This is a genomic window from Conchiformibius steedae (assembly GCF_014054725.1).
GTDB classification, from domain to species: Bacteria; Pseudomonadota; Gammaproteobacteria; order Burkholderiales; family Neisseriaceae; genus Conchiformibius; species Conchiformibius steedae.
In genome coordinates this window covers 2,064,424-2,077,029 of sequence record NZ_CP059563.1, presented here as the reverse complement: position 1 = coordinate 2,077,029, position 12,606 = coordinate 2,064,424, and the positions used below count along the sequence as shown (strand labels likewise).

14 protein-coding genes and 1 tRNA gene are annotated in these 12,606 nt (G+C 50.6%); 10 read left to right on the top strand and 5 right to left on the bottom strand.

The genetic code is table 11. The features are described from left to right. The first annotated feature begins 38 nt into the window (after window positions 1-38). Window positions 39-1,634 (top strand): MFS transporter, encoded by a 1,596-nt coding sequence (locus H3L98_RS10675; RefSeq protein WP_027022659.1) that lies wholly within the window; start codon window positions 39-41, stop codon window positions 1,632-1,634. A gap of 231 nt (window positions 1,635-1,865) precedes the next feature. Here the strand turns inward: H3L98_RS10675 and H3L98_RS10670 are convergent, their stop codons facing one another. Next, on the bottom strand, window positions 1,866-2,075 hold the full coding sequence (locus H3L98_RS10670; RefSeq protein WP_027022658.1) for a hypothetical protein: 210 nt from the start codon (window positions 2,073-2,075) through the stop codon (window positions 1,866-1,868). A 271-nt stretch (window positions 2,076-2,346) separates the two neighbouring features. Here H3L98_RS10670 and rpsB point away from each other — a divergent pair, with 271 nt between their 5' ends. Further along, the gene (rpsB, locus tag H3L98_RS10665; RefSeq protein WP_027022657.1) at window positions 2,347-3,078 is read left to right on the top strand and encodes a 30S ribosomal protein S2; all 732 of its coding nucleotides are present in this window, start codon (window positions 2,347-2,349) and stop codon (window positions 3,076-3,078) included. A gap of 66 nt (window positions 3,079-3,144) precedes the next feature. Then, on the top strand, window positions 3,145-3,999 hold the full coding sequence (tsf, locus tag H3L98_RS10660; protein WP_027022656.1) for a translation elongation factor Ts: 855 nt from the start codon (window positions 3,145-3,147) through the stop codon (window positions 3,997-3,999). A gap of 176 nt (window positions 4,000-4,175) precedes the next feature. On the opposite strand, the gene H3L98_RS10655 is transcribed toward tsf, so the two are convergent. The 3 genes from H3L98_RS10655 to H3L98_RS10645 form a co-directional block, all read right to left on the bottom strand. After that, window positions 4,176-4,580 (bottom strand): hypothetical protein, encoded by a 405-nt coding sequence (locus H3L98_RS10655; protein WP_027022655.1) that lies wholly within the window; start codon window positions 4,578-4,580, stop codon window positions 4,176-4,178. Window positions 4,581-4,720: 140 nt separating this feature from the next. Next, complete coding sequence (locus tag H3L98_RS10650) at window positions 4,721-5,899, bottom strand: phosphoglycerate kinase (RefSeq protein ID WP_027022654.1); 1,179 nt, start codon at window positions 5,897-5,899, stop codon at window positions 4,721-4,723. Between the two features lie 35 nt (window positions 5,900-5,934). Further along, window positions 5,935-6,765, bottom strand: coding sequence for a symmetrical bis(5'-nucleosyl)-tetraphosphatase (locus H3L98_RS10645; protein WP_027022653.1), 831 nt, complete (start codon window positions 6,763-6,765; stop codon window positions 5,935-5,937). Window positions 6,766-7,031: 266 nt separating this feature from the next. Between H3L98_RS10645 and H3L98_RS10640 the strand changes: the two genes are divergently transcribed. The 7 genes from H3L98_RS10640 (at window position 7,032) to H3L98_RS10610 (ending at window position 12,045) form a co-directional block, all read left to right on the top strand. Then, window positions 7,032-7,550, top strand: a complete 519-nt coding sequence (locus H3L98_RS10640; RefSeq protein ID WP_027022652.1) for a GbsR/MarR family transcriptional regulator — start codon at window positions 7,032-7,034, stop codon at window positions 7,548-7,550. Between the two features lie 147 nt (window positions 7,551-7,697). Beyond that, window positions 7,698-8,024, top strand: coding sequence for a DoxX-like family protein (locus tag H3L98_RS10635; protein ID WP_246327826.1), 327 nt, complete (start codon window positions 7,698-7,700; stop codon window positions 8,022-8,024). A 4-nt stretch (window positions 8,025-8,028) separates the two neighbouring features. Then, window positions 8,029-8,499 carry a DUF2269 family protein gene (locus H3L98_RS10630; protein ID WP_027022650.1) on the top strand — a complete coding sequence of 157 codons (471 nt, stop codon included), beginning with the start codon at window positions 8,029-8,031 and terminating at the stop codon, window positions 8,497-8,499. A gap of 36 nt (window positions 8,500-8,535) precedes the next feature. Next, entirely contained in the window at window positions 8,536-8,955 is a 420-nt protein-coding gene (locus H3L98_RS10625; protein WP_027022649.1) for a thiol-disulfide oxidoreductase DCC family protein, read from the top strand. Beyond that, a complete protein-coding gene (locus H3L98_RS10620) occupies window positions 8,952-9,800 on the top strand; it encodes a complex I NDUFA9 subunit family protein (RefSeq protein ID WP_027022648.1) in 849 nt (282 codons plus the stop codon). The genes H3L98_RS10625 and H3L98_RS10620 overlap by 4 nt, the downstream gene beginning before the upstream one ends. Window positions 9,801-9,852: 52 nt before the next feature. Continuing rightward, complete coding sequence (rraA, locus tag H3L98_RS10615; protein ID WP_027022647.1) at window positions 9,853-10,332, top strand: ribonuclease E activity regulator RraA; 480 nt, start codon at window positions 9,853-9,855, stop codon at window positions 10,330-10,332. Window positions 10,333-10,521: 189 nt separating this feature from the next. Continuing rightward, window positions 10,522-12,045 carry a fumarate hydratase gene (locus tag H3L98_RS10610; protein WP_027022646.1) on the top strand — a complete coding sequence of 508 codons (1,524 nt, stop codon included), beginning with the start codon at window positions 10,522-10,524 and terminating at the stop codon, window positions 12,043-12,045. Window positions 12,046-12,345: 300 nt separating this feature from the next. Here H3L98_RS10610 and H3L98_RS10605 read toward each other — a convergent pair. After that, a tRNA-Ser gene (locus H3L98_RS10605) sits at window positions 12,346-12,433 on the bottom strand. Window positions 12,434-12,606: the final 173 nt, after the last annotated feature.

The window sequence follows — 12,606 nt, the reverse complement described above, 5'->3', positions numbered from 1 at the left end:
AAGCGGGCTGCCTGAAAACGGTTTTTCAAGGAAATAAAATGAGTACCTATTCTGAACATGAAGCAAGCAGCGGTTTTGCACCGTTGCGGCAAAAACTGTTTCTGGTGCTGTGGTTGGCAACCATTTTGGGCAATACGGGCAGTTTTATCCGCGATGTTGCCAGCTCGTGGCTGATGACCGATTTATCGCCCTCGCCCGTAGCAGTGGCAATGATTAGCGCGGCGGCGACTTTGCCTGTGTTTTTGCTGGCGATTCCCGCAGGCGTGTTGTCGGATATTTTGGACAGACGCAAATTATTATTAGTCATTCAATTATTGTTGGCAGGCGTGAGTGCCTCGCTGATGTTGCTGTCGGCAACGGGCGTGCAGTCGGTGGCTTCGCTGATTGCGCTGACCTTTATCGGCGGCATCGGCGCGGCGTTAATGGGACCAGCATGGCAGGCAGTCGTCCCCGAACTGGTGGAAAAAAAGGATTTGAAAAACGCGGTGGCGTTAAATTCGGTAGGCATTAATATTGCCCGCGCCATCGGACCTGCTTTGGGCGGCTTGATTGTGGCGGGCGCAGGTGCGGCGGCGGCTTACGGCGCAGACGTGTTGAGCTATCTGTTTGTGATTGCCGCGCTGTGGTGGTGGAAACGCCCCGTTGCCGAAAAAGATGGTTTGTCGGAACAATTCGGCGGCGCGTTCCGTGCGGGACTGCGTTATGTCCGCGCCAGCCGTGAACTGCATATTGTGTTGTGGCGGGCGTTTGTGTTTTTTGTGATTGCCAGCTCGGTGTGGGCGTTGCTGCCTTTGGTGGCAAAACAGCTGTTGGGCGGCGATGCGGGTTTTTACGGTTTGCTGTTGGGCGCGGTGGGCGCGGGCGCGATTGGCGGCGCGGTGTTGTTGCCGCGTTTGCGTAAACGTTTTGATGCTGATGCGCTGATGTTGGGCGCGGCGTGGGTCAGCGCGGTGGTGATGGCATTGCTGGCATTAGCGCCGCCGAAAGCCTTGGCGGTGCTGGTGTTGCTGGTGTTGGGCGCGGCATGGATTACCGCCTTAAGCACCTTAAACGGCGTGGCACAAAGCGTGTTGCCCAACTGGGTGCGCGGACGTTCTTTGGCGGTGTATTTAACTGTGTTTAACGGCGCGATGACCGCAGGCAGCCTGTTGTGGGGCGGATTGGCAACGCTGATTGGCATCCCGCTGACCTTGCTGGCAGGCGGTGCGGCGTTGGCGGCAAGTTCCGTGTGGGCGCACCGCGTGAAACTGCCGCAAGGCGAAAGCGATTTAAGCCCGTCCAACCATTGGCCCGAACCTTTGGTAGAAGTTGCCCCCGAAGGCGACCGCGGTCCCGTGCTGATTCAGATTGAATACCGCATCCACGCCGAAGACCGCGCCGAATTTTTACAGGCAATTTACGCCCTGTCTGCCGAACGCCGCCGCGACGGTGCGTATCAATGGGGCATCAGCGAAGACACCGCCCGTCCCGATGTGATGCTGGAATGGTTTTTGGTGGAATCGTGGGCGGAACACCTGCGCCAGCATAAGCGCGTGTCCAAAGCCGATGCCGATATTCAGGCAGCCGTGCGCCGCTTCCATCAGGGCGACACGCCGCCGCAGGTCAGCCATTTCGTTGCCTGCGCCAAACCGTAAACTAAACTATGAAAGGATAAAGCCCCTCACAATAATAGTGAGGGGCTTTTTTAGGTATTTATTTATAAAGGTATGGAAACAAACCACAAGTTTAGTATGCTTAATCAAAGATTGGGCTTGTTAGCCTGTTAATCTCTTTAATTCCATTAAAGTCTTATTTTACATTATAAGTAATGTAATAATTAAAACACAAAAGTATTGAAACACTTTGTTTGATTACTTTTGTCTATATCACTCTTTATTCCTATTTTTGATAAAGCAGTCAATAACTAGCAAGATTAGATTGTTTAATCTAGACCACTTGATGGGAATCAATACAATAACTGTGCTTGCGTCAAGCTCAAAAGTTAAATCAATACCAACCAAACCAGCTAGCCATTTGCAAAGCATGAAAAGTGAGAGTTTTATAAAGAAATCAAATGATTGGGTTTTGACTTTCATAGGGTTAATCCTTTCTCAAAGTCAATGTTGAAATCGTGTCTCCAGTCCTTTCTTTAAAATAAATACCTAAAGTTAATTATACACAACTATCCGTTTTTATACAATGGTTACTTGCTTTCGGTGCGGATAATTCGTTATAATCCGCACCGCTTCCCGATTTCGGGAGCATTTTTTATTGTCAAAAGCCCGCACCGTCCGCGCGAAGGGTGCTTGTGTTGCACAGGTTCTGGCGGCGGTGTTAGCGATAACCCTTTCATTTATAGGATTAACTATGTCTCAAGTTACCATGCGCCAAATGCTGGAAGCAGGCGTTCACTTCGGTCACCAAACCCGTTACTGGAACCCGAAAATGGCTCAATACATTTTCGGTGCGCGTAATAAAATCCACATCGTGAATCTGGAAAAAACCCTGCCCCTGTTCCAAGAGGCGCAGGAAGTGGTACGCCGTCTGGTTGCCAACAAAGGTACGGTTCTGTTTGTCGGCACCAAACGTCAAGCGCGTGAAATCATTAAAGAAGAAGCCCTGCGCGCAGGCATGCCCTATGTGGACCACCGTTGGTTGGGCGGTATGCTGACCAACTACAAAACCGTGAAACAGTCCATCAAACGCTTGGAAGAAAAAGCCGCCGTTTTGGAAAACGCCGAAGCCAGCGGTTACAACAAAAAAGAATTGTTGGACATGACCCGCGAAGTGGAAAAACTGGAACGTTCTTTGGGCGGCATCAAAAACATGAAAGGTCTGCCCGACGCGATTTTTGTGATTGACACCGGCTACCAACACGGTACTTTGGTAGAAGCCGCCAAATTGGGCATTCCCGTGATTGCCGTGGTGGACACCAACAACAGCCCCGACTTGGTGAAACACGTCATTCCGGGTAATGACGACTCTGCCAAAGCCATCCGCCTGTACTGCCGCGGCATCGCCGATGCGGTATTGGAAGGCAAAAACCAAGCCGTTGCCGAAACCGTGGCTGCCGCTCAAGCTGCGGCTGCTGCCGAATAATCAAGGCACAACAAGGCTGCTTGAAAGCGTTTCAGACAGCCTGAAACCGAATTTTTGGAGACAAACATGGCAGAAATTACTGCAAAAATGGTTGCCGACCTGCGCGCTGCGACAGGTTTGGGCATGATGGAATGCAAAAAAGCCTTGGTGGAAGCCGAAGGCAATATGGAAAAAGCCGAAGAAATCCTGCGTATTAAATCAGGCGCGAAAGCAGGCAAACTGGCGGGTCGTACCGCTGCCGAAGGCGTGCTGGCTTATGCCGTTGAAGGCAATGCAGGTGCTTTGGTGGAAGTGAACTGCGAAACCGACTTTGTGGCAAAAGACGCAGGCTTTTTGGCGTTTGCCCAATCGGTTGCCAAAACCGCCGTTGAGAAAAAACCCGCCAGTGTAGAAGATTTGGCTGCTTTGGTAGAAGACGAGCGCAAAGCCGTGATTGCCAAACTGGGTGAAAACATTTCCGTACGCCGTTTCCAAGTGATTGAAACTGCGGACAGCCTGACTGCCTACATTCACGGTGCAGCCGCTACCGAAGGCGTATTGGTGGCGTTTAAAGGCGCGGAAGACGTGGCGCGTAAAGTGGGCATGCACATTGTTGCCGCCAAACCGCAATGCGTGCGCGAAGAAGAAGTGGATGCGGAAACCGTTGAAAAAGAACGTCATATCTACACCCAACAAGCGATTGAATCAGGCAAACCTGCTGAAATCGCCGCCAAAATGGTAGAAGGACGCATCAAAAAATTCTTGGCTGAAGTGACTTTGAACGGTCAAGCGTTTGTGATGAACCCCGACCAAACCGTTGCCCAATTCTTGAAAGAAAACAATACCGAAGTATTGAGCTTTGTGCGCTACAAAGTAGGCGACGGCATCGAGAAAAAAGAAGTGGATTACGCGGCTGAAGTGGCTGCGGCGGCTAAAGTATAGTTGATTAAAATCGCAACGATACGGCGTTGCCAACGCCCTTATGTACTACCCGTACACGGCGGGCGTTGTTGCCTTGTCTCGTTTTTATTTTTATCAACTATATAATTGCCAATAATCTATTGATATTAAAAAATAACCCGTCTGAACAATATGTTTGGACGGGTTTATTGTATGGCTTAAGGGCTGTAAGAGGTGATTTTGGGAATGGCGCGGCGCAGCGAAGCCCAGCCCATGCCGATGCTGGCTTTGCGGTTGGTAACCAGCAACGCCAGAATATTGGGCTTTTCGGGCAGAATCATCATAAAATGCAGGGTGTGTTCGGTGGTCATCTGTACTTCTTTGATGGCATGGCGGGCGGAATGTCCGCGTGTGCCAGTCAGTTTGTTTTCAATCATACGCACGGTGCGCCCGCGGAACATATCCACGGCAGCAGCCGAAACCAAATCTACGTAATCTTGATTAAAATGTGCTACATCGTGGTAAACGTGAATGGGTGTGCCGGCGCGTAAATCCACCACGGCAACGGCGAGTGCGCCTTCTACTTCTGAATAAACGGTTTGGCAAACTTGTTCTAAATTCATGGCATTCCTTATGGTTGGCTTGTTGGCAAATCGCCCGTGTGTGAAGTGGGGCGATTATCGCAATAAGTGTGTGTGGCAGCAATAAGGATAAGGCACAGATAAGCCGTGCCTATCCGTGCCTAAATACAAATGCGGAAAGATTAATTGGCAAAGCGTTCCAATGCCGCTACAGCGGGCAGGGTTTTGCCTTCTAAAAATTCCAAAAACGCGCCGCCGCCGGTGGAAATATAACCGATGCGCTCGGTAATACCGAATTGGGCGATGGCTGCCAAGGTGTCGCCGCCACCCGCAATGGAAAAGCCTTCACTGTCGGCAACGGCTTGCGCCACCACCGCCGTACCGTTGGCAAACTGCGGAAATTCAAACACGCCCACCGGACCGTTCCACACAATTGTGCCTGCATTTTTCAGCAATTTTGCCAATTCATCGGCAGATTGGACGCCGATGTCTAAAATCATATCGTCTGATGCCACTTCGTCAATGGATTTGGTTTCGGCTGCCGCATCTGCCGCAAAGGCTTTAGCACACACCACATCAACAGGCAGGGGAACGCTGCCGCCTTTGGCTGCCATTTTTTCCATGATTTTTTTGGCTTCATCCACCAAATCGGGTTCGGCGAGCGATTTTCCGATGGGCTTGCCTTGCGCCAACAAAAAGGTGTTGGCAATCCCGCCACCCACAATCAACTGGTCCACCGTGTCTGCCAAACTTTCCAAAATAGTCAATTTGGTAGAAACTTTACTGCCCGCCACAATCGCCACCATCGGACGTGCAGGTGCTTTCAACGCCTTACCCAAAGCATCTAATTCCGCTGCCATCAGCATACCCGCACACGCCAAAGGCGCAGCCGCTGCCACCGCTTCGGTAGAGGCTTGGGCGCGGTGCGCCGTACCAAAGGCATCGTTGACAAACACATCGCACAACGCCGCGTAAGCCTTGCCCAACTCGGGGTCGTTTTTCTTTTCGCCTACATTCACGCGCACATTTTGCAACATCGCCACTTCGCCTGCGCCAAGCTGCGGTTTGTGTTCGCGCCAATTATCCAATACCTTGATTTCTTTACCCAACAGCCCACCCAAATGCGCGGCAACAGGGGCAACATCGTCTTCAGGCTTGCACTCGCCTTCAGTGGGACGACCCAAATGCGTCATAATGATTACCGCTGCGCCCTTGTCCAAGCAATATTGGATAGACGGCAGCGAAGCGCGGATGCGGGTGTCGTCCGAAATCTTGCCGTCTTTAAACGGCACGTTCAAATCGGCGCGAATCAGCACGGTTTTGCCAGCAACATCTTGTTCAGCCAGTTTTAAAAAATTCATTTTTGTTCCTTTTTGCTTTGAAATATTGGGAAAAATTAATTGGAATGCGTGCGCCAATCGCCGTCAGGCAAACCCGCCACGCTGTAGATTTGGTGATTGCTTAAATCCGCCGCCGTCAGCCTGCCACCCCACAATGCGCCCGTATCCAACGCCAAAACACCCTGTTCATCACGCAAACCCAGCGCCGACCAATGCCCGAACACAATCTTCCGCCCCTGATGCAAGGGGCGCGGCGCATCAAACCACGCGCAGCGATTGGCAGGTATATCCGCATAACTGGATTTAAAATCCAAATCCAAACGCTTATCCAAAGTCAGCACCCGCATTCGGGTAAACACATTGCAAATCATGCGCATGCGTTCCATACCTTGTAAACCATCGTGCCAAGTATCGGGCAGATTGCCATACATTTGCGCGAAAAAGGTTTCCGCATCATCACTTTGCAACACCGCTTCCAATTCCGCAGCCCGCGCCGCCGCATCGTCAAACGACCACTGCGGCAACACCCCCGCATGGGTCATCACATGGCTATCGTTTTGCAGCAGCAAAGGTTGCGCCCGCAGCCAATCGCGCATTTTAATAAAATCCTGATGCTGCAAAATTGGCGCAAGCGTATCTTTTTTCTTTAATTTACCGCTGCCATAGCCAATGGCGAGCAAATGTAGGTCGTGATTCCCCAATACCGTGCACACACTGCTTTCGTGCCGCATGGCAAATTGTAGGCATTCCAAAGACTTCGGACCACGATTGACCAAATCACCCGTCAGCCACAGCGTATCGCTGCCGTGGTTAAAGCCTATTTTATCCAGCAAAGCAAGCAGTTGGTCGTAACAACCCTGCAAATCGCCGATTGCATAATGTGCCATAGCCCACCCGTCAAAAATCAACGCGTTTATTTTAACACCGTTGCCCCAGCTAGGGGGCAGATGAGCCACGCACATTTTTTAATTTCACTCTTGACAGAAATAAAAGACAGGTTTAAAGTGCGCCACATTATGTTTCAACACACATGGCTGCGCATCAAGCCCAGCCCTATGCGTTGCCCTGATTCGGACGGGGCTACACCCCGTCCAAACAAAAGCTTATTTTATCGCCATAAACGACAGGGTTTCAAACTGAAAAGGAATTTTTGATGAAGCTGAATCCCGTTACCGAAAAATTTATCCTGCATTGGGGCGAAATGGGCACCAAATGGGGCGTAAACCGCACTGTGGCACAAATCCATGCCTTGCTTTACATTATCGGCAAGCCTCTGCCCGCCGATGAAATCGTAGAAACCTTGGGCGTGGCGCGTTCCAATGTTTCCAACAGCATCAAAGAATTGCAAAACCTGCAATTGGTGCAAACCGTACATATTTTGGGCGACCGCCGCGACCACTTTACCACTTCTGCCGATGTATGGACGCTGTTCCGCACCATTGTGGAAGTGCGCCAACGCCGTGAAATCGAGCCCACCCTGCATTTTTTGCAAGAGCTGATGGACAGTCCCGAATTTGCACACGAAAACGAAACCGCTAAACAACGCATTAGGCAAACCCATGATTTTATCGGTACTTTAACGGCATGGACCAATGAAATGCTGCGCCTGCCCGTTACCGTGATGAGTAAGGTATTAAAACTGGGCGCAGGCATTCAGAAATTATTGCGCTGATACAAACGGATACGCAGCCTGACAGTTTCAGGCTGCGGCGAAACATCGGGCAATTTTTTTAAACTTTTATTTCTGTTTTAACAGAAAATACGGTAATAAAATGAGCGAAAAACCATTCCGTTCTACCTGCCTGCAACTTTAGGCATCTTGTGGCTGTGCAGCGGTTTATTGCCGCTGCTGTGGGCGCAGGCAGAATCGCTGCAATTGCTGGCACAAATGGGCATCGCACCCGAATGGCACTATCCGCTATTGCTGTCAGCTTCGGTGCTGGACGTGTGTTTCGGCATCGGCTGCTTCAGCAGATTGCGCCGCTGCAAATGGTTTTGGTTGGCGCAATGCTTAACGGTGGCAGTTTATAGCGTATTGATTAGCTTAAGATTACCTGAATTCTGGCTGCACCCGTTTGCGCCTGTTTTAAAAAATCTGCCGATTATGGCGTTGATGTGGTTTTTATATTGTGTAAACAAGGAGTAAAAAAGTGAATACCTTTTTGCTGGTGAAAACGCTGCATATTTTGTCTTCGGTGCTGATGGTGGGAACGGGCTTTGGCACGGCGTTTTATCTTTTTTGGGCGAACCGCAGCGGCTCGGTGGCGGCGCAAGCGGTGGTGTCTAAATGGGTGATTAAGGCGGATTGGTGGTTTACCACGCCTGCGGTGGTGTTTCAGCCTTTATCGGGGCTGTGGCTGGCGCATTATTTGAGTGTACCGTGGTCGGCAACGTGGATTTGGCTGACTTTGCTGTTGTACGCGGTGGCGGGCGCGTGCTGGTTGCCTGTGGTGTATTTGCAATTAAAAATGGCAAAACTGGCAGACGAAGCATGGCAAACAGGCGCAAACGCCGTTCCGCCTGTGTATTACCGTTATGCGCGGTGGTGGGAATACTTGGGTTATCCCGCGTTTTGTGCGATGGTAGTGGTGTATTTTTTAATGGTGATGAAACCCAGTTAGTGAATAAAATTTTTTAAAAACCAAAGGATTGATTGTATGAACGCCCATCAGATTTTTTACGATGCCGATTGCCCCGTGTGTGTCCGCGAAATGGCATTATTAAGCGAACGCGCTTGTAGCGAGCCTGTTATCGCTGTTCCCGTGCAAGGCAATGAAGCTTTGCTGGCAAGCTACGGCATCAGTCGTGCCGATGCTTTAACGTATATCCACATGAAAACGGCAGACGGTAAGATTTTGCGCGGCATGGATGCGCTGCGGCTGATGCACCGTGTCAGCAATGGTTTTTTTGTTTTTCGTTTAACGGGTTTGCCGTTGCTGCGACCGTTTTTTGATTGGCTGTATCCGATTTTTGCGCGTAACCGCTACCGTTTTCCCGCGTGGCTGTTACCCCATCCACGCTGCGAAAACGGCGCGTGTCAAATTTCCCCTAAACAACAAAAGGATAAAAAATCATGACAAACATTACCGTATTAGGCGGCAGCGGCTTTATCGGTTCGCGGCTGGTAACAGTATTACGCCAACAAGGACATCAAGTCCACACACCCTCACGCCGTGAAGTGGATTTTTTTAAACCCAAACAATCAGATGCAATGGCAGTATTAGACGGCTGCGATGTGGTGGTAAACGCCGTGGGCGTGATGAGCCGCCGCGCCGATGTGTTGGAAACCGTGCATCACCACACACCCAAACAGTTGGCACAATGGGCGCAGCAAGCGGGGGTTAAACATTGGGTACAGCTTTCTGCTTTGGGCGCAGATGCCAGTAGTGATATTGCCTTTGTTGGCAGCAAAGGGCGCGGCGATGCGGCGGTGGCCGACAGCTTACCAACTGCCATATTACGCCCTTCGGTGGTGTATGGGCGCGGCGGTGCCAGTTGCGAGATGTTTATCAAATTGGCGCGTTTGCCCGTGATGGTGTTGCCCGCAGGCGGAAACTTTATGCTTCAGCCCGTGCATGTAGCGGATGTGGCAGACGGTTTGGCGGCATTATGCCAAACCATTCCCGAACCAACCGTTTGTATTGCCGCTACGGGCGCACAGGCACTTACGTTGGCAGATTATCTCAACACCATCCGCCAAACCCTGCACAGCAAACCCGCTGCCACCGTGTTGCCCCTGCCTTTGGCGTGTCTGCGCCCGCTGTTGCCTGCTGCCAAATACGCCAGTAACGGCATTTTGTCGCCCGACAGCATTGCCCTGCTGCAACAAGGCTCGTGTGCCGACCATCACGATTTTACCCAACTGATTGGACGTGCCCCCCTTTCGCCCGCACAATTTGCCGAACAAGACCGCAAAGCCTAGATTACTTTGTGCTACAATCTGCTTTTATCCCACCACAACAGGACGTTTTGCCATGACAGCCACCGCCGATTTAATGGATATTGCTCCCGATTTGCCTTCTTGCGAAACCGATTTTAAGCAGTTTGGGCGCAGAAAACAGTTTCACGGGCGCATCCGCACCGTGCGTTGCCACCGCGACAACGGCATTGTTAAAGCCCTTGCTAACACCCCGTCAAACGGCGAAGTATTGGTGGTGGACGGCGGCGGCAGTCGTGCTTCCGCACTGATGGGCGACATGATTGCTGCTGCCGCTGCCCAAAACGGCTGGGCGGGTGCGGTGATTTTCGGTGTGATTCGCGACAGCGTTGCCATTAACGAAATGGATTTCGGTATCAAAGCCCTAGGCACAAACCCGAAAAAAAGTGCCAAAGACGGCGCGGGCGAAACCGATACGCCCGTATCGTTTGGCGGGGTAGAATTTATTGCAGGGCATTATTTATATAGCGATGAGGACGGCATTGTCGTTTCGCCCGAACCGTTGCACACTGCCTGAGCATCTGCCTTTTGCCGTTTCTGATGCAAAAACCACTTTATTAAAAAGTGGTTTTTGTTTTGTGGGTAAAGCACCTGATTATTTGATGTTGCATTTCATCACGAAATTTGTTCCCGCAAACACTTTTCGCTATTATAGTTCCTTTCGGGCAACCGTCTTTTTAACCACAAACCACTTTAAGGAACACCCATGACCGTTATCAAACAAGAAGACTTTATCCAAAGCATTACCGATGCGTTTCAGTTTATCAGCTACTACCACCCCAAAGACTATATTCAAGCATTGGCGAAAGCGCTGGAGCGTGAAGAAAACCCTGCCGCACGTGATGCGATGACGCAGATTTTGGCAAACAGCCGTATGTGTGCCGAAGGTCGCCGTCCGATTTGCCAAGACACGGGCATTGCCACCGTGTTTTTAAAAATCGGTATGAACGTGCGCTGGGACAGTGAAATGACCGTGCAGGATATGGTAAATGAAGGCGTGCGCCGTGCGTATAACTGGGAAGACAATAAGTTACGCGCATCCGTGTTGGCAGACCCTGCGGGCAAACGCATCAATACCAAAGACAATACCCCCGCCGTGATTCATATGGAATTGGTGGCAGGCGATAAGGTGGAAGTGACTTGCGCGGCAAAAGGCGGCGGTTCGGAAAACAAATCCAAGCTGGCGATGCTCAATCCGTCCGACAATATTGTCGATTGGGTGCTGAAAACCATTCCGACTATGGGCGCAGGCTGGTGTCCACCAGGGATTTTGGGCATCGGCATCGGCGGCACGCCCGAAAAAGCGGCGTTGTTGGCAAAAGAATCGCTGATGTCGCATATTGATATTCACGAATTGCAGGAAAAAGCCGCTTCGGGTGCAGAGCTGAACACGGTAGAAAAACTGCGTTTGGAACTGTTTGAAAAAGTGAATGCTTTGGGCATCGGCGCACAAGGTTTGGGCGGTTTGACCACCGTGTTGGACGTGAAAATCTTGGATTATCCCACCCACGCTGCGTCCAAACCCGTTGCCATGATTCCCAACTGCGCTGCCACGCGCCATGTGGAATTTGAATTAGACGGTAGCGGTCCAGTTAAGTTGGAAGCTCCGTCTTTGGACGATTGGCCCGATATTACCTATCACGCCGAAAACGGCATTCGCGTGAATTTGGATACATTAACCAAAGAAGATGTGGCGCAATGGAAAATGGGCGATGTGCTGCTGTTGAACGGCAAAATCTACACAGGGCGCGATGCTGCGCACAAACGCATGGTGGATATGTTGAACAAGGGCGAACCGCTGCCTGTGGATTTCCGCAATAAAATGATTTATTACGTTGGACCTGTGGACCCTGTGCGCGATGAAGTGGTGGGACCTGCCGGTCCGACTACTGCCACCCGCATGGACAAATTTACCCGTCAGATGCTGGCGGAAACAGGCTTGTTGGGCATGATTGGCAAATCTGAGCGCGGCGAAGCGGCGTGTGAAGCCATTGCCGAACATGGCGCGGTGTATCTGATGGCAGTGGGCGGTTCGGCTTATTTGGTTGCCAAAGCGATTAAACAGGCGAAAGTGGTGGCGTTTGAAGATTTGGGCATGGAAGCGATTTACGAGTTTGAAGTAAAAGACATGCCTGTAACCGTGGCGGTGGACAGCAAAGGTCAGTCTGTGCATGCCGTTGCCCCGCGTAAATGGCAGGCGAAAATCGGTATTATTCCCGTAAGCGATTAAATCGTACTGAATTGATGTATTAGGGCGTGTCCCTATTTACTTATGCGGCGGTGTTTTTGGCACAAATCCGTGTCTGCCGCGTTAAAAATCCTTGCAAGGTGTTCAACCTTGCGCGGATTTTTGCCTTGCATACACGGATTTTTACTCAAAAAACCGCTTGGCAAAGCAAATAGGGACACGCCCTAAAAAACTGCCTGAAAAATTGAGTTTTTTCAGGCAGTTTGTTTGTGTGGATATCAGCCAAAAACAAAAAACAGACCCTAAAGGTCTGTTTTTTGCAAGGAGACTAAAAATGTTTGTTGGCGGAAGCGGTGAGATTCGAACTCACGGTGGGTTTCCCCACGACGGTTTTCAAGACCGCTGCATTAAACCGCTCTGCCACGCTTCCGTCCTGAAGCGCGAAACTATACCGATTTTTTGCCTATTTGCCAAGTAAAATTGTGTATTTGGCTCTTGAAATTTTTAATATTATGTTTTTATTGAAAACAATCTTTGCGGCAGAATTCAAAACAGGCTTGTTTTTCGGCAAACGCGCCCTATATCCTGCTTTAAGAATAATCA